Annotated in this window: 17 protein-coding genes; 13 read left to right on the forward strand and 4 right to left on the reverse strand. The window is 63.5% G+C overall.

Features of this window, described 5'->3' with window-relative positions:
* Positions 1-81: 81 nt before the first annotated feature.
* Positions 82-2,094, reverse strand: a complete 2,013-nt coding sequence (locus tag F8D48_RS01910) for an FAD-binding protein (protein ID WP_135970142.1) — start codon at positions 2,092-2,094, stop codon at positions 82-84.
* A 359-nt stretch (positions 2,095-2,453) separates the two neighbouring features.
* Between F8D48_RS01910 and F8D48_RS01915 the strand changes: the two genes are divergently transcribed.
* A complete protein-coding gene (locus F8D48_RS01915; RefSeq protein WP_151429741.1) occupies positions 2,454-3,776 on the forward strand; it encodes a helix-turn-helix transcriptional regulator in 1,323 nt (440 codons plus the stop codon).
* On the opposite strand, the gene F8D48_RS01920 is transcribed toward F8D48_RS01915, so the two are convergent.
* Positions 3,773-4,378 carry a radical SAM protein gene (locus F8D48_RS01920; protein WP_151429742.1) on the reverse strand — a complete coding sequence of 202 codons (606 nt, stop codon included), beginning with the start codon at positions 4,376-4,378 and terminating at the stop codon, positions 3,773-3,775. The two genes, F8D48_RS01915 and F8D48_RS01920, sit on opposite strands and share 4 nt — an antisense overlap.
* A gap of 1,009 nt (positions 4,379-5,387) precedes the next feature.
* Between F8D48_RS01920 and F8D48_RS01925 the strand changes: the two genes are divergently transcribed.
* Together F8D48_RS01925 and F8D48_RS01930 are read left to right on the forward strand one after the other, a co-directional pair.
* Positions 5,388-6,293: a homocysteine S-methyltransferase family protein gene (locus tag F8D48_RS01925; protein ID WP_136435084.1), complete on the forward strand. Its 906-nt coding sequence runs from the start codon at positions 5,388-5,390 to the stop codon at positions 6,291-6,293.
* 415 nt (positions 6,294-6,708) lie between these two features.
* Positions 6,709-9,051 (forward strand): anaerobic ribonucleoside triphosphate reductase, encoded by a 2,343-nt coding sequence (locus tag F8D48_RS01930; protein ID WP_151429743.1) that lies wholly within the window; start codon positions 6,709-6,711, stop codon positions 9,049-9,051.
* Between the two features lie 314 nt (positions 9,052-9,365).
* On the opposite strand, the gene F8D48_RS01935 is transcribed toward F8D48_RS01930, so the two are convergent.
* Positions 9,366-9,734 (reverse strand): hypothetical protein, encoded by a 369-nt coding sequence (locus tag F8D48_RS01935; RefSeq protein WP_151429744.1) that lies wholly within the window; start codon positions 9,732-9,734, stop codon positions 9,366-9,368.
* Positions 9,735-10,198: 464 nt separating this feature from the next.
* Between F8D48_RS01935 and F8D48_RS12075 the strand changes: the two genes are divergently transcribed.
* The 7 genes from F8D48_RS12075 to F8D48_RS01965 all read left to right on the forward strand — a co-directional run bounded on the left by F8D48_RS12075 (position 10,199) and on the right by F8D48_RS01965 (position 16,764).
* On the forward strand, positions 10,199-10,330 hold the full coding sequence (locus F8D48_RS12075; RefSeq protein WP_022926615.1) for a hypothetical protein: 132 nt from the start codon (positions 10,199-10,201) through the stop codon (positions 10,328-10,330).
* A 148-nt stretch (positions 10,331-10,478) separates the two neighbouring features.
* Positions 10,479-12,071 (forward strand): alkaline phosphatase, encoded by a 1,593-nt coding sequence (locus F8D48_RS01940; RefSeq protein WP_205717306.1) that lies wholly within the window; start codon positions 10,479-10,481, stop codon positions 12,069-12,071.
* Positions 12,072-12,727: 656 nt separating this feature from the next.
* Positions 12,728-13,006 carry a hypothetical protein gene (locus F8D48_RS11765; RefSeq protein WP_205717307.1) on the forward strand — a complete coding sequence of 93 codons (279 nt, stop codon included), beginning with the start codon at positions 12,728-12,730 and terminating at the stop codon, positions 13,004-13,006.
* On the forward strand, positions 13,003-13,563 hold the full coding sequence (locus tag F8D48_RS12305; RefSeq protein WP_276489824.1) for an ATP-binding cassette domain-containing protein: 561 nt from the start codon (positions 13,003-13,005) through the stop codon (positions 13,561-13,563). The genes F8D48_RS11765 and F8D48_RS12305 overlap by 4 nt, the downstream gene beginning before the upstream one ends.
* 164 nt (positions 13,564-13,727) lie before the next feature.
* Complete coding sequence (locus F8D48_RS01955; protein ID WP_151429745.1) at positions 13,728-14,768, forward strand: Na/Pi cotransporter family protein; 1,041 nt, start codon at positions 13,728-13,730, stop codon at positions 14,766-14,768.
* 158 nt (positions 14,769-14,926) lie between these two features.
* On the forward strand, positions 14,927-15,658 hold the full coding sequence (locus F8D48_RS01960) for a response regulator transcription factor (protein ID WP_151429746.1): 732 nt from the start codon (positions 14,927-14,929) through the stop codon (positions 15,656-15,658).
* Positions 15,655-16,764 (forward strand): sensor histidine kinase, encoded by a 1,110-nt coding sequence (locus F8D48_RS01965; RefSeq protein ID WP_151429747.1) that lies wholly within the window; start codon positions 15,655-15,657, stop codon positions 16,762-16,764. Before F8D48_RS01960 ends, F8D48_RS01965 begins: the two co-directional genes overlap by 4 nt.
* Positions 16,765-16,889: 125 nt before the next feature.
* Here F8D48_RS01965 and F8D48_RS01970 read toward each other — a convergent pair whose 3' ends face one another.
* Complete coding sequence (locus tag F8D48_RS01970) at positions 16,890-17,531, reverse strand: 4Fe-4S single cluster domain-containing protein (protein WP_240806174.1); 642 nt, start codon at positions 17,529-17,531, stop codon at positions 16,890-16,892.
* A gap of 297 nt (positions 17,532-17,828) precedes the next feature.
* Between F8D48_RS01970 and F8D48_RS01975 the strand changes: the two genes are divergently transcribed.
* From F8D48_RS01975 to F8D48_RS01985, 3 genes are read left to right on the forward strand one after another with little or no spacing between them, the layout of a single operon-like run.
* Complete coding sequence (locus F8D48_RS01975) at positions 17,829-18,698, forward strand: FhaA domain-containing protein (protein ID WP_151429748.1); 870 nt, start codon at positions 17,829-17,831, stop codon at positions 18,696-18,698.
* A 39-nt stretch (positions 18,699-18,737) separates the two neighbouring features.
* A complete protein-coding gene (locus F8D48_RS01980) occupies positions 18,738-19,151 on the forward strand; it encodes an FHA domain-containing protein (RefSeq protein ID WP_135971346.1) in 414 nt (137 codons plus the stop codon).
* A complete protein-coding gene (locus F8D48_RS01985) occupies positions 19,151-20,254 on the forward strand; it encodes a Stp1/IreP family PP2C-type Ser/Thr phosphatase (RefSeq protein ID WP_151429749.1) in 1,104 nt (367 codons plus the stop codon). The genes F8D48_RS01980 and F8D48_RS01985 overlap by 1 nt, the downstream gene beginning before the upstream one ends.
* Position 20,255: the final 1 nt, after the last annotated feature.

The following is a 20,255-nucleotide window of genomic DNA, read 5'->3' on the forward strand; positions in this document are numbered from 1 at the left end:
GCAAACGGAGGAGTTTGCGGGGCCTCGGTATATGTTCGGCGCGGTCCTTGGAGGGAGGGGGGGAGGGCCGCGCAGAACGGACTAGAGCTTTGCGGCGGTCTGGCCGGCCAGCCATCCGTGGGTCATGGCCATGCCGACCGAGTTGCCCGCCATGGGGGTGCTATAGCCGAAGCCATAGCGCCCACCCAAGCAGTTGCCCGCGGCGTAGAGGCCCTTGATGGGCTTCCAATCGGTGGTCAGCACGTTCTGGGTCTCATCGGTCACGAGGCCCGACAGCGTCACCATCATGGGGCTGGAGCTGTGGGACAGCTGGCCTTTGCCGCCGTAGAATGGAGGCGTTTCGATCGGGACCATGTAGGCCGCGTCCTTGCCGAAGTCGGTGTCGCCGTTGGAGGACTTGCACAGCTCGTTGTAGTGCTCGATGCTCTTAAGGAATTCGGCCGCCGCATCGCCCTCGTAGCCGAGGAGGGTTGCGAGTTCCTCGAGGGTGTTGGCGCCGAATACCGTCCCCTTCATCATTTTGCGCTCGGCGAGATTGGCGCCGACCACCTCGGTGCCCTCGGGGTTACCGAGTTCCACTTTGGCCATGTCGGCCTCTAGCTGCACCATATAGTCGTCCATGCCGAAGTTCGGCGCGCCGTGATCGAGCGGGGCGGCGCCGACGATCTTTTTCCAGTTGGCGTCCGACACCCATGTGCACAGGCCATGGGGCTGCCGCAGACACACCTGGGTGAGCTGGGGAATGGCCCCTTCGTTGCAGAAGCGCTTGCCCTCGGAGTTGATCATGAGCATCGGGGTGGTACCCCACGGGCCGCTTGCGCCGCCGCCCAGGCCCATCCAGCCGCGCGGGCTCGGCTCGATCATGCCGCCAGCCCAGCAGCCCATCTTATGGGCTGCGCCGACGCGAAAGCCCGTCTGGGTCCAGTCGTCGGCGGTGGCACCGCTGCGCTCGCCCCACTCCATGCCCTCGTTGAGCAGCGCCCAGCACATGGCCGGATCGCCGATGAAGTCGCCGGCGGCCAGCACGACGCCCTTGGCGGCATTCAGCTGGATGTAGCCGTCCTTGCCCTGGGCGATAAGGCCCGTCACATCGCCGTTCTCGTTCTGCGTGAGCACGATGCCGGTGGTCTCGAAGAGCCAGTCGGCGCCGTTCTCCTGAGTGTGCTTCACGATGTACTTATGTACGTACTCGATGTTGTTGCCCTGGTAGCCGTAGAACTGGGCGTTGCAGGGCCAAGTCTTGTAGCCGCCGCAGGAGATGGGGTACTCCACGTTGGCGCCGCTCCAGGCAGCCTGGGTGTTGCACAGGGGGTACTCGAACATGTTGGACATGTCGAAGGTTCCTTCGTCAGCGACGGGCTCGCCATCGATCACCACCATAGTGTCCTTCATGTACACAGCGCTGTCGTTTTTCTTGCGCTCGTCGGCGTAGGAGTCGTAAATCTCCTTGTAGCGGTCGAACATCGGACCTGACTGCTGCACGTAGTTGCGTAGCAGGCCGGGGTTCACGCGGCCGCCGGCGCGCTTGCAGAACTCAGCCGTGATCTCTCCGGTGTTGTAGGGGCCGAAGCCGCGGTCGATGAGGAACTGGGAGTTCACGTGTCCGATGTCCTCGCCATACCAGCCTGCGAGGTTCGTGCCGGAGGTTCCCTCTTCGTCCACATAGCTGGACCAGGGCTGCATCTCCACCACCGCTACCGTGGCGCCTTCGTCTACCGCACCGCAAGCCGCCATCAGCCCCGCGTGGCCGCCACCGAGCACCACAACGTCGTAGTCGCGTGTTTCCACGATCTCGTCCTCGGCGATGACGGGCGCCTCGCCCAGCCAGTCGCCCGGTCCGCAGTAACCGCGCACACGGCCGTCCTCGGTCAGCCCGCTGAAGGGCGTGGGATCGGCCGCTGCGCCGCCCGGGCCGCCCGGACCCCCCGGGCCACCTTTGCCGCCCTCGGCCTCGCCGCCGGTGTCGGGAGCCTTCACGTCTTCGGTTTTCGCCACCACATCGCCGCCCTGCGGCGTGCAGCCGGCGATGCCCAGCGCGGCACCTGCCGCAGCGGCACCCACCAGAAAGTCTCGGCGGGAAAGTGTCCTCTCCATGTTCATCTCCTTTTGTCGTACCCCCTCCCCAGGCGGGGAGCTCGTTGTTTTCGCGACTCGAGGCCGCTCCTCTCTTTTCCCATGTTTTCTCGAGCGAAAGAGCACCCAGTCAGAGCGAAACGCTGCGAAACACGGTAATTCACCCGAGCGGGGTGAAGGGGTTGGGCGTGGGCTATCTGGCCGATTCGGAGCGCAGTGCTAAGATGGGAGAAGAGCTCGACGGAAGTTCGAAGTCGTGAGGTTGGGAGGGGCGAGTGCTTTCGAGGAGAGCGAGAAGAAGCATCGATGGGCCGCTCTGCGTAGTCCTCGGCTTGCTGTTTACATGGAACTGGGTCATATCTCAGAGCCCTACGAACCTGGTGGTTGAAATAGGATCGTGGGCCATTCCTTCCCGAGTGGTGCTCCTTGTCAGCCTGGTGGTTGCCGGCCTCCTTCTCTTCCTTGTGCGGAGAAGCACCGCGCCGGCGGCGCCGCGGGCCCGCAAGATCCAGCGATATGCGGCGGCCCTATTCCTCGGTCTCGTCATTCTCGCCATGGATATCGTCGACGGCTCGTTCGATGGAGAGGTGGCCGGACCGGCGTTCTTCGTGCAGTCGGTGGCAATGGGAGTTGCGAGCGCCTATCTTTATATGGAGATCGGATCGCTTTTCGGTATGGAGGGGGCGCTGCGGCCGCGGGTCGTATCGGTGGCCGCTGTGGCCGGGCTCCTTCTGTGTTCGCCCTTGCAGATGGTGCTCTTTTACACGCCGGGCCAGATGAGGGAGGGCCTGATGGTCGCCTTTCTCGTAGCCATGCCGTCCTTCTACGATTGGCTCGCCGCGAAAGACGGCCTGCGTGTGAGCCGGCACCGGGAGACGGCGCGCATGCCCCTTCAGTTCGCCGCGACCCTTCTGCTCGTCGGAATTGCCTTGGGGATGCTTCAGGGGGTCCTCTCCGAAACTAACACCGGGCACAGCGTGTTCAACCCCCTCTCCGCGCTCGGGTTTCCCCTCGCTGCCCTGGTGGCAGCGGCCACGATCCTCTGCGGCCGCCTTGATTACAATCATATTATCTACCAGGTGGACATTCCCATTCTCGCCTGTGGGTTCGCCTTCGTAGCTTTGGGGGGCAATCTGTTCGTGGGCTTCGTGCTCTGCCTTGCCGGCTACTATGCTGCGTTCGTCTCACTGTGGGTTCTGGGTGCCTACCTCACAGCTGAGTCTCCTGCAATGGTGCGGTGGCTGTTCGCCCTCGTGGGGGCCGTGCTGGCAGCGGGGCAGGCGCTGGGTCTCATCGCAGTGGATACGCGCCTGTTCGGACTCGGGCGGGAGGACGCCGTGGTAATGGTCGTCGTCCTGCTCCTGGCGTGCCTGTACCTCAGCAACAGCAGCTCGCCCTATGAGAGTTGGGGAATCGTCAAGCCCGCTCAGCTCTCCTCGGAGCCTGATATGGCCGATGCCTGCGAGCTCCTCGCGGCGGAGACGCGCATGACCAAACGGGAGCGAGAGATTCTCCCCCTGCTCGCCCAGGGGCGTAACAGGAAGGTCATCGCCGAGCAACTTGTTTTGTCTGAGAACACCGTCAAGACCCACATCTCGAATCTCTACGCGAAGGTGCACGTGCACAGCCAGCAAGAACTCATCGAGCTGGTTCGCCGTCGCATGGTCGGCTCCTCCGACCGGGAGGAGCGGAGCGAAGACTAGCCTGCGGGGCAGCTCTCTACGGCCACGACCGTCTTGCTCGGGTCGTCGGGGAAGCTCACGTAGGTGGTGTAGTCGTCGGTGTTGACATAGGAGAGGCCCCCGAAGCAACTCCGGGCGTCTATACCCAGGCCGATTTCGGGACATTGTCGGGCCTGGAGCACGGCGAAGGTGTCGCGGAACCGCTCCTCGTGGGCGAACAGACCGGGAAGGTATTCGAGGTAACCGTATTCGCGAAGCCGCCCCCGCGCCGCGGCGACGTTCTCCTCTTCTAGGGCCGTCCCTTCTGTGCGGCCTAGGCAGGCGTGGGAGTAGGGGGCAAGAGTGAAATGGGAAACGCCGACGCCGGCGAGGGAGCGCAGACCGCGTAGCAAGGCCGGTGTCTGCTGACCCGGCGTGCCCACGATAAGGCGCACGCCCACGTTCCCGATATGGAATTTGTCCAGAAAGAGCAGGGCGTTCTGGATATCGTTCACGTTGAAGGGTCGCTCGAGCCGGTCGAGCTCTTCCGGCTCGAGACTGTCGACGAGAAGCTCCACGCGGTTGATGGCTCCCTGGGTCCAGCCGGTGAGCGAGGCCGTGCCAACGGTCTGGGGCGTTGCCACAAGGGTCGTGGTACAGCTTGGCGTGCAAGAAAACGCCTGGTGCAGGGTCTTGGTTAGACGTCCCAGATGGTCGGGACTCAGCACGGAAGGCATGGGGCCATCGAGTCGGAAGGCGGCGACTGCGAGTGACGCGGCATCGGGGGCGACAGCACGGGCCTCTTGCTCGAGGGCGTCGAGGTAGAGTGTGCGCGCCGCTCGGTCTCCGGTGAGGGTGTGGCCCGGGATAAAGGACGTCGACCGTGAAACGAAGGGGATGTTCACGCGAACGATGGCTGGTTGAGGTTCGATCGTCTCAACGGGCTCGGTTGGTACAGCACTCATCGGCGCCTCCTTAACGGGAAACGGGTTTTTCACGACCATAGGTTATTTCAGCGAGAACGAGTACACCCGGAATGGGTGAAGTTCCACGTTCTGCTTCGCGCATCTGGGGATGGGCACGAGTTGATGGCCCTTGCGAGCGTCGGCGAAGTTTCCATGGAGCAAAAATGCCGGCAGAACCGATCACTGTCCTGCCGGCGTGCTCATCGTCGCGAGCATTCGACATCGCTCGAAGGGGTGCGCCCCGCCACAGCGGTGCGCCACCGGGTTCGCGCCGTCGTGGCGGCGAAGCCCGTCGTTGCAAGGGCCGTTAAGGAGGCCCTCGCGAACCCCAGCGAAGATCGCAGAGAAAAGAAGTGGCGCGGTGAGGAGGGGTGCCTCACCGCGCCGGAGGAGGGGGTAGCGGCATCGAGTGCCGCATCTGCTTTCAAGGGGATTGAAGCAGAGCGATGGAAGCAGGGGAACTTCCAAATCGCTGATACGAATAATAAAGCAAGACTTGTTTTCGCGTCCAGAATGTGTATCGCCTCTCCAAGAGAACGGCGCAAATTTGGCGGCGAACTGTCATCTTGGGCGAACAAGTCGCCGTTTGCGCCGTTCAGCGTGCCGCTCGCCCTCGGTAGAGCTTCCAGAAAATCTTCGACCGCTTCCTGTATCATAGATGGGAAAACTTTTGCGGAAAGGAATTCCCATGGCCGATATCGCCCTGCGCTTCTTCAAAGATATGCTCGTTGTCGCTTCTCCCGTGCAGGCGGCTTTGCGTCGCCAAGGTATCGAGGACGCACGCGATCAGGCCCTCGCCGTTTTGTTGGAGCCCGAGACCATCGAGGATGCCTATCGTCTGGAAACCGCGGCGGGGCCCCAGTGCCTTGTTACCCCCGTGGCCGATTTCGCTCCGGCCCGTCTGACGGCTTTGGGGATGGAAGACGCCGCCGAGAAGCTTGCCCGTGCGGCGGTGGCTATCCCGCGCAGCTTCAAGCCCCAGCACCTTCTCGTGGAGATTGCGCCGTGCGGGTTGCCGCTCGATCCCTCGTCGAAGGGGTCGCTTGTGGAGAACCGCGATCAGTACGCCCGCGCCGCGGGTCTGTTCGACGCAGCCGATTTCGACGCTTTCTTCCTGAATGGCTTCACGACGGTCGATGACCTGAAATGCGCGCTCATGGGGCTGCGCAAGGTAAGCGATGCTCCAGTTTTCGCCTCGGTGGACGTGACCGCCGACGGCATGCTGGCCTCGGGCCGGGGAACGCTGGCCGAAGCGGTGGCCGTCATGGCCGAGTTCGGGGCCTCGGTGGCCGGCTTCGCCACGCTTTCCGCCCCTGCCCGCGCCGCTGCCCTGGCTACCACCGTGCGCGAGACGCTTGGGGCCCAGGGCGCCGACCTCTGTATCATGGCAACCCTGGCGGCGCGCGAACGCAACGATCGCCAGCAGGGATCCACGCCGGAGAATCCCTATTATGTCCCCGACACCATGGTGGCCGCTGCGGCCGATCTGCGTGCTGCGGGCGTGCAGTTCCTCCGCGCTGCGGGGAATGCCACGCCGGCCTACACCGGCGTCCTCGCGGCTGCGGTGGCGGGCCAGGACGTAGCGGTGGAGTAGCCGCCCTTGCGGCCCATGCGCGGGGCGCGACTGAGGTGCCCCGCGCTCTCTGTGTCCTTTCGATTTCGAAAATCTGAGTAGCCGCCGCGAAGGTAACCTGCGCTGCTGACGCCCCGTCACCTCTCATCGAAAAAACTTCTGTAGTTTTCAAATAACTAAAAACACAACTTGTTCGGTTGAACTCGAACACATTGGCGAGTACTATATGTATCCGCCAAATGAACCTATTAACACAATATATAGTGGTTCTGCTGGTGAATAACCTGTGGAAAGCATGTGCGCAAAACATTGCGAAACACAGGTTTACCCCTCAGGAGTTTCGGAAGTCCGGCAGTGGGGAAAACATTGCCGGGCTTCTGCATGTTGTGGTTGGCACAGCGCGGAAACGTGACAGACGAAAGGAAGTACAGCGGTTATGCTCAAGACCATCATCAAGCGCGACGGGCGCACGGCGGAGTTCCACCCCCAGAAGATCGCCGATGCAGTGGAGAAGTCGTTCCAGGCCTGTGCGGCCATGCAGGATCGCGCCACCGCCGAGCAGATCGCCGCGACGGTCGTCGAGAAGCTTGAGAGCGGCGCCATCGAGGGCACGCCCACGGTGGAAGGCGTGCAGGATCTGGTGGAGGAGACCCTCATCGAGTCCGGCTTCGTGCAGACCGCCAAGGCCTACATCCTGTATCGCGCCGAGCGCAGCCGCGTGCGCGACGTGAACTCTCGCCTCATCCAGACTTTGAAGGACATCACCTTCTCAAAGGCCGCCGATTCCGACATGAAGCGCGAGAACGCCAACATCGACGCCGACACCGCCATGGGCACCATGCTGAAGTACGGCTCGGAATCTGCCAAGCAGTTCTACGAGATGTGCGTCATCGACCCGCGCTACGCCAAGGCCCACCGCGAGGGCGATATCCACATCCACGACATGGACTTCTACACCCTGACCACCACCTGCTGCCAGATCGAGCTGCGCAAGCTGTTCAAGGGCGGCTTCTCCACCGGCCACGGCGTGCTGCGCGAGCCCAACGACATTTCCAGCTACGCGGCCCTGGCCTGCATTGCCATCCAGTCGAACCAGAACGACCAGCACGGCGGCCAGTCCGTCTGCGACTTCGACTACGGCCTGGCCGTGGGTGTGCGCAAGACTTACCGCCGTCTGTTCAAAAAGCACATCGCCGAGGGTATCGACCTGTTGACCGACATCGCCGACGACCGCGACTTTGCCGAGAAGACCCTCGCCCGCATCGAGGAGGAGACGGGCAGCATCGCCTCGCTGGAGATGGACGCTGATTTCCGCGCCGCCGTGGTGGCCGCCCTCGTTGAGGCTGGCGCCGATGAGGCCACGGCTGACCGCATCGTGGCCTACGCCGAGAAGAACGCCTCGCGCGACACCGACCGCCAGACCTTCCAGGCCATGGAGGCCCTGGTGCATAACTTGAACACCATGCACTCCCGCGCTGGCGCCCAGACGCCCTTCAGCTCGGTGAACTACGGCATGGACACAAGCCCTGAGGGCCGCATGGTCATCAAGAACATGCTGCTGGCCACCGAGGAGGGCCTGGGCTCCGGTGAGACCCCCATCTTCCCCGTGCAAATCTTCCGCGTGAAGGAAGGCGTGAACTACAACCCCGAGGATCCGAACTACGACCTGTTCAAGCTGGCTATGCACTGCTCGGCCAAGCGCCTGTTCCCGAACTTCAGCTTCCTGGACGCGCCGTTCAACGCGCAGTACTACAAAGGCACTCCGGAGACCGAGATCGCCTACATGGGCTGCCGCACCCGCGTCATGGGCAACGTGTACGATCCCGACCGCGAGGTCACGCCCGGCCGCGGCAACCTGTCCTTCACCTCCATCAACCTGCCCCGCCTGGCCATCCGCGCCAAGGGCGACATCGACCTGTTCTTCGACCTGCTCGATTCCAAGCTGCAACTGGTGACCGGCCAGCTGGACGAGCGCTTCGAGATCCAGGCCCGCAAGCACGTGTACAACGCGCCGTTCCTCATGGGCCAGGGCGTGTGGATCGATTCCGAGAAGCTCTCTCCCACCGACGTGCAGCGCGACGTGCTGAAGCACGGCACCCTGACCACCGGCTTCATCGGCCTGGCCGAGTGCCTGGTGGCCCTGACCGGCCAGCACCACGGCCAGTCGCCCGAGGCCCAGCGCCTCGGCCTGGAGATCGTGGGCCACATGCGCTCCTACTGCGACCGCGTCTCCCAGGAGCGCGGCATGAACTACTCGCTCATCGCCACCCCTGCCGAGGGCCTGTCCGGCCGCTTCGTGCGCATCGACCGCGAGCGCTACGGCGTCATTCCCGGCGTGACCGACCGCGACTACTACACCAACGGCTTCCACGTGCCGGTGTACTACGACATCTCCGCCTACGACAAGATCGCCCTGGAGGCGCCCTACCACGCGCTCACCAACGGCGGCCACATCAGCTACATCGAGCTGGACGGCGATCCGTCGGACAACCTGGAGGCCTTCGAGAGCGTCATCCGCTACATGAAGGACTGCGGCATGGGCTATGGCAGCGTGAACCACCCCGTGGACCGCGACCCGGTGTGCGGCTACAACGGCATCATCGAGGACGTGTGCCCGAAGTGCGGCCGCTCCGAGGACGCCCACAACCAGCCCTTCGAGCGCATCCGCCGCATCACCGGCTACCTGGTGGGCACCCTGGATCGCTTCAACGACGCCAAGCGCGCCGAGGAGAGCCAGCGCGTGAAGCACGCAGTACCGATGCCGGAGTCTGCCGAGTAGCGGCGCCACGCTCAAGCTCCCAAGCTTCGCGAGCACCCCAAGCACCTAGGGCCGTCCCAGCGACGGCCCTCTTCTTGCTTTTCCTCAGAAAATGCCAGTTCGACCCTGCTTTGGCAAGCGGCGGATTCTCCCTTCTGCCATGCCTGCCTCCAACTGGCATTTTTCTGCCACTTCAGGCCCGTAATGGCAGAGGGTCTCTGTGTGCGGCGACCATTTCGACCCTTAACTGGCATTTTGAGCGATATTCGAAAAGCGGGCGCCTTCGAAATGCTGGACACATTCGAAATATCGAGAATCTTGCAGGCGAAAGGTGCTCACGCGCGCTTCTTGCGGAAACTGGCGGCGGCCAGGGTGAAGAATAGGGCGAGAAATCCCCACAGTATGGCGAGATCGAACCCTACGGTGGCGAGGTTCGCGCCACACAGCAGAATTTGCGGAACGACAAACAACAAGATGAGCTGGATGACTTGGAACGGCGTAGTGGCCAAGCCCGACACCAGAAGGCCGAGCGCCACCGACACCATGGCCATGGTTATGCAGGTGAACACCACCAGTCCCACGTTGCCTTCATTGGGAAAGCCGATGAACACGGGCCCGTAGCAATCGAACATGTGCCAGTCCTCGTTGCCGTGCAGGTAAGCGGTCTCCATGTCTTCTATAGGCAGGTAGTTGCTCGCATTCATCGAAAGATCTTCGGTTGAAAAGCTCAACGCCGCATCGTCTTCGAATACGCAAGCGGCGGTATCCTGGCCCTTATGGCCTATCGCACCGAAACGGGTTTCGCCTACCCCGTGGAGGCATTCCTGCAATGCCTCACCCCCGAAGTCCCCATCGCGTTGCTCGCTGTCCTTTCAGAGAAGTGATGCTCATGTCTACGTACGCCTTCCCCTTCCAAGTTTTCCGGCCTTCCTGCAGCAAAAAGACGATTGAGCGAGTTCCGTAGGTATCAAAACTCGCTCAATCGACTAAAATGTTGCTTGAGGTGCTCTTTTGGGCTCTCTCAACTCGCTCAATCGTTGTTTTTATTGCAGGAATTGCCTTCGCTTTGTTTTGGCGTGGCTGTAAAGCAGATTCGACGCCTCTTTCTTCTTGAAAAGAAAGGTTAATGAACTAACCCTTCTTTTTTACGACGGGAAAGAAAGGTTACGTGGTGGGGGATGTCGCGGAGGCTTTCAACGCCTATGAGCGCTCGCTGGCCACCATCTCGGGCGATACGGCGGCAGAGAAGCCGAACAAGCCCGTGCCTCAGAGGGGTGTGCGGATGGCCAAGGGCCACTGAAAGATACTGCTTGATGAGGCCGGAGCCGGGCCTCGCGAGAACTTACGAAAAGCACTCAAAGGTTTTCCTCACGGCTTACCGAAGCTTTACTGTGCCGATCTATCGTTGAGTTGTTCGCTGAACGATGAAACCCGAGAAAGGACTTCTCATGATAGATGATGCGATTCCGGATCTTGTATCCCGCCGCAACTTCCTGCGCGGGGCCGTGGGCCTGGCGGGAGCGGCGTCCATGGGCGCGCTGCTCGGCTGCTCCTCGGACGAGCCAAGTTCGGTGGCCATAGCTGCCACCGGCGAAGGCGGGGCGCAAGGGGACTCTGCGGCCGCAACGCCGAAGTACGTGTTCCTCTTCATCGGCGACGGCATGAGCTACCCCCAAATTCAGGCAACAGCCTACTTCAACGGCACCCAGCAGGGCGGGGAAGAACCGACCATCGGGCGCGTGAGCTTCATGGACTTCCCGGTCATCGGCTCCCAGTACACCTACGACAGCACCTCGTTCTGCCCCGATTCCGCCTCCACGGCCACCTCCATTGCCTCTGGGCGCAAGACGGCTAGCGGGGTCATCAACGTGTCGCCGGACGCCTCCGAGCACTTCGAGACCATCGCCGAGAAACTGAAGCGCCAGCTCGGCTACAAGGTGGGCGTGCTCACCAGCGTGAATTTGAACCATGCGACGCCGGCGGCCTTCTACGCTCATCAGCAGTCGCGCAAGAACTATTACGAGATCGGTCAGGAGCTTATTGCGAGCGGGTTCGACTACTTTGCCGGCGGCGGCCTGCTCAACCCTACGGGCGCCAGTGATAACCGCATCGATCTGTACGAGGCGGCGCGTGATGCCGGCTACGTGGTGGCGCGCACCTACGACGAGGCCGCCCATGTCACGGCTGGTAGCAAGGCGCTGCTTGTGGCGGAGAAACTGGCCGACGAGGACGCGCTTTCCTACGCGATGGATGCGTCGGCCGACGAGTGGTCGCTGCGCGATTACGTGGCCAAGGGCATCGAGGTGCTGGGTGACGGCGACGCTGGCTTCTTCATGATGTGCGAGGGCGGCAAGATCGACTGGGCGTGCCATGCGAATGACTGCGCCGCCGCCATCCACGACGTGATGGCCTTGGAAGACTGCGTGGCTGAGGCAGTGGCGTTCTGCGAGGACCATCCCGACGAGACCCTGATCGTTGTGACGGGCGACCACGAGACGGGTGGCTTGACCATCGGCTATGCGGAAACCAACTACGACACTTTCCTGGCCAACATCGCGCGGCAGAATATCTCCTATGCCAAATTCAACAGCGATTACGTGGCCGGCTATATTGATGCCGGAGCAACCTACGAGCAGGCGATGGAAGATGTGGCCCAACTGTTCGGGTTGGAAAGGCCGGCCTCGGCGCTGTCGTCGGGCGCCGACGCGCAAGCGGCCGAGGCCGAGCCGGGCAGCCTGATGCTCACTGCCTACGAGGACGAGCAGCTGCGCGAGGCCTACGAGCGAACTGTGGCCGTCGGCGTCGGCGACCAGGAGGACATGACCCAGGAAGAGTACGTCCACTACGGCACCTACGAGCCCTTCACGGTGACTCTCACTCATTTGCTCAACCATAAGTCGGGTGTCGATTTCTCCACCTACGCCCATTCGGGACTTACCGTGCCCGTGTTCGCCATGGGCGCTGGCGCCGAAGTTTTCGACGGCTTCTACGACAACACCGAGGTCTACGCGAAGTTAGCTGCGCTGACTGGCGTCGCCTAGATTGTTTTGTCGCCCTCGCCGTCTTGCTTGTCGAGATTTCTCTCCTCCTCTTCGTGACCCTTCATCTGTTTTCTCCTCTCTGTCTGGCCGGAGCGCGTCCCCTCCCAAGCGCTCCGGCCTTCTTGCGGTGAGTCGCACCATTAAGTAACTTTCCGGCATCTGAAAAACGCCGGAGCGGCCGAAGAGATGTCAAAGGTGCCTGAAGGGCACGGAAATGCCGCTTCGACCCCGAAATGGTAAGGCCGAACGAGGGTGGTCTGCCATATCTGCCCTCAACTGGCATTTTTCTGCCACTTCAGGCTCGTAATGGCAGAGGCATTCGTCGGCCGCCGACCATTTCGGCCCTCAACTGGCATCTACTCGGCGAAAGCGCGGCGCCTGGAAATACGCCCGGGCAGCTGCTCGGAGTTGCCATTGACGCGCGAGCCAAATGACAGTCAAGTAAGCGCTTCAGGCGTTTGGCGCTGGGGTTTTACCGAAGCTTTTCAAAACTGACGGGGACTCTTTACGGGTGTTGCTCGGTTCTTTTACGAAGCGGGGCCCATCATGGATGCACGGAGGCGACCCTTCCCTTGCGGGCCGCTTTCGAAAGTTGAATGGCCTTGCGGGGCGGCGGTTCTGGGATACTGCCCCGCGCACGTGAAAGGAACAATGGCATGAAAGTATCCTCCGGCACTTCTCGTTTGTCGCAGCGGTTGCGGCGCCTGGTGGCGTTCGCTGGAGCGGTGGCCCAAATTCCCGACTTCGGCGGCCAGGGCATCTTCGCCCTGTTCGACTCTTGTCGCACCTTGGCCGTGTACATGTACACCCTGGCCTGCGAGGGCCTGCATGTGAACGAGGCCTACGCCACGGCCGTGGTGCTGCTGACCCTGGTTCTTTTACTGAACGCCGCCATGAGGTTGGTGGCGACAAAGATGGAAGTGAGCAAGAAATGACGAGCTTTTTGAAAGAACGCGCGAACGAGATGAGCGCTTCGGAGCCGGTTGGTGACTCTTCGGTCGACGTTGTGTGTGCCGCCTCCGGGCCCGCGCGCGCTGCCCGCACTGCCCCCGGCGCCGCACGCACCACCTACGGCACCACCTCTGCGGCTGCCCTCGCATTCGCGCCCGCCCCCGCTAATTCCGGCGTTGTCTCCGCGTCCGCGCACGCGCACGTCCCCGCATCGGTTCCCGCATCCGCACCTGCGCCCACCCCCGTATCCGCGCGCGCTTCCGCCCCCGCAAAGATGGCCGTCGAGCACCTCAACCTGTTCTACGGCGACTTCCAGGGTCTGCGCGATATCAATCTCGCCTTCCCGGAAAACCAGGTGACCGCGCTCATCGGACCGTCCGGCTGCGGAAAATCTACGCTTCTGAAAACCCTGAACCGCATGAACGATCTGGTTGAAGGATGCCGTGTGGAAGGCTCGGTCACCTTGGACGGCACCGACACCATCTTCTCGACCCCCACCGACCCCCGCACCGCCGACTACGTCGCCGGTCGTTTTGGGTAATCGGCAGCCCGTGATTTTACCTTCATTTTACATGGCTCTTACGGCGGCCGCTCAATAGGGGTTCATACTCCTTCCCTGCTGAGACGAGCACGGGCCGCCGGGGCGCGACCTGCCGACAAATGCGGTTCGCAAGGGGCGGGCCGCCGTAAGAAGGAGACGCAGAGGTGGAAGAACTGCTTCAAATCGGATTGGGACTGTTCGGCGGCTTGGCCTTGTTCCTGTATGGCATGAACCTCATGAGCAGCAGCCTGCAAGAGGCCGCGGGCGAGCGTATGCGCTCCATTCTGGCTGCGGTGACGAAGAATCCGCTGGTGGCGGTGCTCGCCGGCGCTGTGGCCACGGCGGTGCTGCAAAGCTCGTCGGCCACCACCGTCATGACCATCGGTTTCGTGGCGGCCGGTCTCATGAACCTGCGCCAGGCCATCCCCATCATCATGGGCGCCAACATCGGCACTACCATTACGGCCCAGATCATCGCCTTCAAGCTGTCCGACTACGTGCTCGGCATCGTGCTCGTGGGCTTCATCGTCATGTCCCTGGCGAAGCAGTCGAAGGTGAAGCTCACCGGTACGGCCATCTTCGGCTTCGGCCTCTTGTTCCTCGGCATCGACACCATGGGGGCCGTTATGAAGCCCCTGGCCGAGAACCCCGTGTTCACCGACATGATCGCCCAGGTCACCGGCGTGCCGATTCTGGGGGTGGCGGTGGGTACCATCATGACCCTGGTCGTGCAGAGCTCCAGCGCCACCATCGCCGTGCTGCAGAACTTCGCCGCCCAGGCCGGCCCCGACGGTGCCAGCGTCATCGGCCTGGAAGGGGCCCTTCCCATTTTGCTCGGCGACAACCTGGGCACTACCATCACGGCTCTTCTGGCCTCTGTCGGCCAGAGCCGCGATGCCAAGCGCGTGGCCCTGTCCCACTGCATCTTCAACCTGTCCGGTTGCCTGCTGTTCGTGTGGCTCATCGGCCCGGCAGCTTCGGTGGTGGCAGCCCTCACTCCGGGTTCCGAGATCGAGGTCATCGCCCGTCAGATTGCCAACGCGCACACCCTGTTCAACGTGACCATGACCCTGCTGTGGCTGCCCCTGGTGTCGCTCATGGTGCGCATCGTCATGGCGGTGCTGCCCGACCATCCGCGCCGCCCCCGCCGCCCGCGCAACCCCGTGGCCGAGACCCCCTTCGCTCCCGACACCGCCGCGGCATAGGCTCTGCAGCGGCCAATGGCCTCGGAATCTGCCACCCTGCGCTTAGAATCTGCTTCCTGGAGGCGAGGCCCCGTCAGCTTATTGACGACTTGGGGCCTCGCCTCTTCCGCGCTGGCGGCATGAGATACAATGCGGCACGCAGACGAGAAAGGACTCCCATGGCTGCGCCGGCACTCATATATTACGTAGAAGACGATGAGCACATTCGCGATCTGACGAGCTATGCCCTGCGCCACGCCGGCTTCGAGGTGCGGGCCTTCCCCGATGGATCGGGCTTCATCGAGGCTTGCCGCGAGAAGGCTCCCGCCGCGGCGTTGCTGGACATCATGCTGCCCGGAGAAAGCGGCCTGAGCCTCGTGCAGCAGCTGCGCGCGAACGCAGCCACCGAGAACATCCCCGTTATGATGCTCACCGCCAAGGGTACCGAGTTCGACAAAGTGTGCGGGCTCGACGCCGGGGCCGACGATTATCTGGCAAAGCCCTTCGGCATGATGGAGCTCGTCTCGCGGGTGAACGCGCTTCTGCGCCGCGCCGCCCGGCCCGCCCAGGGAGCGTCGGGCTCTCCGGCTGAGGAACTTGGCTGGCTGTCCTGCGGGGCCATCTCCCTGTCGCCCGAGGCGCGCACGGCCACGGCAGCCGGGGCGGAGCTGCCCCTGACCCGCAAGGAGTTCGACCTGCTGCGCATTCTTTTGGAGCATAAGGGCCGCGTCCTCACCCGCGAACAGCTGCTCGAGCGGGTGTGGGGCGTAAGTTTCGTCGGCGAGACGCGAACGGTGGATATGCACGTGAAGACGCTGCGCAAGAAGCTTGCCGCGGCAGCGCCCGGTGCCGAGGAGGCCATCGGCACCGTTCGCGGCGTGGGATATCGGATGCGGGAGATCGCACTATGAGCGAGGTCGAAGGCGCCGGGCGGCCGGAAGCCGTCGATGCCGCAGGTGCCGCTCCCAGCCTGTCCGGGCGCATTTTGCGGAGTGTCCTTACCTTCACCATCGGGGGCATTGCGCTGCTCACGCTTATGTTCGCGGGCATTTTCTACGCCACGATGATGCAGGTGCCCAACTCCGCGGCCGTCATGGCCGACTTCTTCGGCGGCGATTTGACCGTGTGTGTGGTGGCGACGCTCATCGTGGGCGTGGCGCTCGCCTTTGCTGTGTCCCGTGCGCTGACCGCCAGCATTGTGCGCCCGCTCGACGAGGTGGATCCCGCCGACCCGTGGAAGGTGCCGGTGTACGCCGAGATGCGCCCGCTGCTCGCCCGTATCGACTCTCAGCAGCGCACCCTGCGGGCCCAGAACGAGGAGCTGGCCCGCGCCGAGAGCCTGCGGCGCGACTTCTCGGCCAACGTGTCCCACGAGATGAAGACACCCCTCCAGGTGATCTCCGGCTATGCCGAGCTTATGGAGAACGGCCTCGTGCCACCTGAGGACGTGCCGCGGTTCGCCGGGCTCATCCATCAGGAGTCCCAGGCCATGCGCGCGCTCATCGACGACGTGCTCACGCTCTCGCGCCTCGATGAGCTGCCGCCCGATGCAGCCGTCGTTGCATCCGTAGAGGTGCTCGGCGTGGCCCAGCGCGCCGCCGGGCGCCTGGCGAAACTCGCCGACGAGCGTGCGATAAGCGTGCAGGTGAAGGGCGCTCCGGTCGCGGTGATGGGCAACGAGGGGCTCATGGAGCAGATGCTCCACAATCTCATCGAGAACGCCATTCGCTATAACGACGAGGGTGGCCATGTGTGGGTGGAGGTGGACGGCTCTTCGGAGGGCGTTACCGTGCGGGTGGCCGACGACGGCCCCGGCATTCCCGAGGCCAAGCGCGAGAAGATCTTCGAGCGTTTCTACCGCCTGGAGAAGAGCCGCTCGAAGGAAACCGGTGGCACGGGCTTGGGCCTGGCCATCGTGAAGCACGGTGCCCAGCGTCACGGAGGCACCATCGAGGTCGGCGGCAAGGAAGGCGAGGGCGCTACCTTCACCCTCCGCTTCCCGGCAACGGCTGATTAGCGAGGCGCCGGCGGGTTTTTCGCGACTGCCCTTCCCTGCTGCGAGAACCCATGTTGCCCTGATAGTGAAATTTCCATTTCACTATCATTTCACTATTTTGAGAGTGCGGCAATAGCCGAGGCTCTCTACCAGTTCGAGGGCTTCTCCAGGTTGAAGTCGGTGGGCTGCCAGAGGGTGACGCTGCCCGTGCGGCGGGTGGCAGGTACGTCGATGAGGCGCTGGTTGGAAGAGCCGCACCATTTCAGCTCCAAGGACTTGCGGGACTCCACAAAGGGGCCGTCCACCAGCACGTCGATGGCATCCAGCAAATCTCCCACGGCCAGATCGGCGGCAATGCCCGCGGCGAGCGCCTCCCCGGCCAGGCCGGCTTCTTCGCGCCGCGTGCGTTCGGTGCGAGCCGCCTCCGCTCGGCGCAGCAGGTCCTCGTACAGGTACCCCGTGAATGACCACACGCCGTAGCCTCGCTCCTTCAGCGCGCGGGCCAGCACGGCACAGGCCTCCGGTTGCTCGAAGGGCTCGCCGCCCGAGAGGGTCACATCGTGCACGAGGCCATTGGCCTCGATGTCGGCCAGCAGGTCGCTGATGGCCGTGACGGTGCCGCCTTCGGCCGGCTGGCTGTCGGGGTTGTGGCATCCCGGGCAGCCGTGGGAGCAGCCCTGCACGAACACGGCATAGCGCAACCCCGGCCCGTCCACAATGGAATCGGGCACGGTGCCGAACAGAGATATGGTCAGGTCGTTCACGTCGCTCATAGGGTCCTCGCTCATCGTGCGGGCCTCGCAGCCCGAGGCGCCTGTATCGGTTACGGGCCACCATTATAGGCTGCGCGGGCACCTCGTGTTCCGCAATACAAAGACGGCACGAAACCGTCGCCTCCACCTTGCCTACCTTGCCGCACGGCGCCGCCCTACTGCGGAGGCTGCCTGCATCGGCTGTCCGCCCCGTTTGCTGTGACGATTGCGTAAGGTTGGGGGCTTGTTGACCCCGCGACCAATGGTTTGTGGCAAAATGAGCCGATGTGCATTTAGTCGCAGCTTAAACATGGTAGAAACAAGGAGAAGCACATGGGACTCCTCTCAAGGTTCGAGGGCAAAATGGAAGACACCGTGGAAGGTGCCGCCGACCGCATGGGCGCGGCTCCGCTGTCTCCCGTGCAGATTGCCAAGAAGGCCGAGAAGCAGATGCGCCGCGAGAAGATGGTCGGCGCAGGCAAGCAGTATGCTCCCACCCTGTACACCGTGCTCGTGAACGCCGACGACGATCGGCGCCTGCTGGGCTATTACCCCACGCTGGCCGGCGAGACCGAGACGTACCTGTCCGCTAAGGCCGCTGAGTCGGGACTCGTCATGGACGGGCAGCCCCTCGTGCGCTTCATCGTGGACGACGATTTGCGCCACGGCAAGTTCGACGTTATTGCCGAGATGGTGGCCTCTCCCTTGGTCGAGCAGCTGCGCCAGGAGGAATACGCCCGCTACGGCATTCTGAACCAGGGCGGTCGTCCCCAGGCCGCCGCGCCCATGGCTCCGGTCGCCGGTTACGGCTATCAGGCGCCGGCCCCCGCGCCGGCCCCCGCCGCTCCCCAGACCATGGACTTCAACGCGGCCCCTGCCGATTATGGCTACGACGAGTACCTGGCCGACGACGAGCCGCGCCAGGCCTATATCTACGACATCACCAACGACCGTGCCTTCACCCTTCCCGGCGACGCAGAGACCATCGGGCGCGAGTCGAAGAACGATATCGTCATTCCCGACATCAACGTGTCTCGCGTCCATGCGGAAATCCGCCAGGACGAGTCCGGCGCGTGGATTCTCACCGACCTGGGATCCACCAACGGCACCTTCGTGAACGGCCGCCAGATCAAGTCCGCGGCCCTTTCCGATGCCGACCGCATTATCGTGGGCACCACCAACCTCGAATTCCAGCTCATCTAGCCGCGCGTCCGCGGCCATTCGAGCTAAGGAGGATTTCCGGTGATCGATCTCGTACTGCTCATAGCGCGCCTACTGTTCGTGGCGCTGCTCTATCTGTTCCTGTTCGCCATCATGCGCACGGGCATCGGCATGGTAAAGGGCTCCCGTAAGAAGGAGCGCTCCTGGACCGTATCGGTGGAACGCGGCCCCAAGGAGCTGCGCGGCGTGTCCATTGCGGTGCACGGCCCCGTTATCGTGGGGCGCTCGCCGGGGGCCGACATCGTCATCGGCGCCGGCTACGTGTCGGGGCGCCACGCGCGCTTCCAGCTCATGGGCCAGAACCTCTTCGTAGAGGATTTGGGCTCGAAGAACGGCACGGCGGTGAACGGCCGGCCCGTCCACGACCCGGTGGCCCTGCGGGACAAGGATCTCGTGACCATCGGTGACGTTGACATGCGCGTGAGGAACCAGTAATGGCGAAGGTCAAGGGTCGTAAGAAGGTTCAGACGCCGTTCGGCAGCCGCACCGATGTGGGCTGCGTGCGCGACCATAACGAAGACTCCCTGGTGGTGGCTCCGCCGCTGTACGTGGTATGCGACGGTATGGGCGGTCACGCCGCCGGCGAGGTGGCCTCCGAGATCGCCGTGGACGTGATTGCCCGCAGCGCCCCGGAGCATGCCGACGCGAGCGCCCTGGGCCAAGCGGTGGAAGAGGCGAACCTCGCCATCATCAAGGCCGCCCGGGAAGGGATGGGCCGGGCCGGCATGGGCTGCACCTGCACCGCCGCAATCTTGGAGAAGGAGCGCCTCGTTATTGCCCAGGTGGGCGATTCCCGGGCCTACCTTCTGCACCACGGCAAGCTCCAGCAGCTCACCCGCGACCATTCCCTTGTGGCCGACCTCATCGAGGCCGGGCAGATCACCGAGGTCGAGGCTCGGGTGCATCCCCAGCGCTCGGTCATCACCCGGGCCCTGGGCAGCGATCCGCGCACACAGCCCGACCTGTTCGAGATCAATGTGGAGGCGGGTGATCGCCTGCTTCTGTGCTCCGACGGCCTGTCCACGATGCTGGAAGACCCAGAGATCGAGAAGATTCTCGTCAGCGCGAGCGACCCTCAGCGCTGCGCGGCCCAGCTGGTGAACGAGGCCAACGGCCTGGGGGGCTACGACAACGTGACCGTCATCGTGGTGGATGTGACCGGCCTGGCCGAGCAGCGCCGCCGCAAGATGACCCGCCGCTCGCGCGTGACGGCTGCCATGCTCATCCTGCTGCTCGTGGGTATCCTGGCCGGCTGCGGCTACGGGTTCAACTACCTGGCGAGCAATGCCGCCTACCTGGTGGAGCAAGAGGGGAAGGTGGCCATTTACCAGGGCGTTCCCGGTGAGCTGTTCGGGTTTACGGCCCACAAGCTCGTCCGCGTGACGGACGTGGCCGTGGACGATTTGCAGCCGGGGGTGGCGAACCGCCTGCGCGAGGAGACCATCAAGGTGGCGAGCGTGGACGATGCCGAGCACCTCGTGGCCGAATACGAGGCCGACATTGCCGGCCGCACGCCCGACGACGGCGCCGTGAGGTGAT

The organism is Adlercreutzia muris (assembly GCF_008831045.1).
Classification (GTDB): Bacteria; Actinomycetota; Coriobacteriia; order Coriobacteriales; family Eggerthellaceae; genus Adlercreutzia; species Adlercreutzia muris.

What these genes read in the sequence shown, in the direction of transcription:
- F8D48_RS01910 (WP_135970142.1), bottom strand. Translation starts at nt 2,094, where the DNA reads ATGGAGAGGACACTTTCCCGCCGAGACTTTCTGGTGGGTGCCGCTGCG.
- F8D48_RS01965 (WP_151429747.1), top strand. Translation starts at nt 15,655, where the DNA reads ATGAGCGAGGTCGAAGGCGCCGGGCGGCCGGAAGCCGTCGATGCCGCA.
- F8D48_RS12305 (WP_276489824.1), top strand. Translation starts at nt 13,003, where the DNA reads ATGACGAGCTTTTTGAAAGAACGCGCGAACGAGATGAGCGCTTCGGAG.
- F8D48_RS11765 (WP_205717307.1), top strand. Translation starts at nt 12,728, where the DNA reads ATGAAAGTATCCTCCGGCACTTCTCGTTTGTCGCAGCGGTTGCGGCGC.
- F8D48_RS01975 (WP_151429748.1), top strand. Translation starts at nt 17,829, where the DNA reads ATGGGACTCCTCTCAAGGTTCGAGGGCAAAATGGAAGACACCGTGGAA.
- F8D48_RS01960 (WP_151429746.1), top strand. Translation starts at nt 14,927, where the DNA reads ATGGCTGCGCCGGCACTCATATATTACGTAGAAGACGATGAGCACATT.
- F8D48_RS01925 (WP_136435084.1), top strand. Translation starts at nt 5,388, where the DNA reads ATGGCCGATATCGCCCTGCGCTTCTTCAAAGATATGCTCGTTGTCGCT.
- F8D48_RS01940 (WP_205717306.1), top strand. Translation starts at nt 10,479, where the DNA reads ATGATAGATGATGCGATTCCGGATCTTGTATCCCGCCGCAACTTCCTG.
- F8D48_RS01970 (WP_240806174.1), bottom strand. Translation starts at nt 17,531, where the DNA reads ATGAGCGAGGACCCTATGAGCGACGTGAACGACCTGACCATATCTCTG.
- F8D48_RS01935 (WP_151429744.1), bottom strand. Translation starts at nt 9,734, where the DNA reads ATGAATGCGAGCAACTACCTGCCTATAGAAGACATGGAGACCGCTTAC.
- F8D48_RS01985 (WP_151429749.1), top strand. Translation starts at nt 19,151, where the DNA reads ATGGCGAAGGTCAAGGGTCGTAAGAAGGTTCAGACGCCGTTCGGCAGC.
- F8D48_RS01930 (WP_151429743.1), top strand. Translation starts at nt 6,709, where the DNA reads ATGCTCAAGACCATCATCAAGCGCGACGGGCGCACGGCGGAGTTCCAC.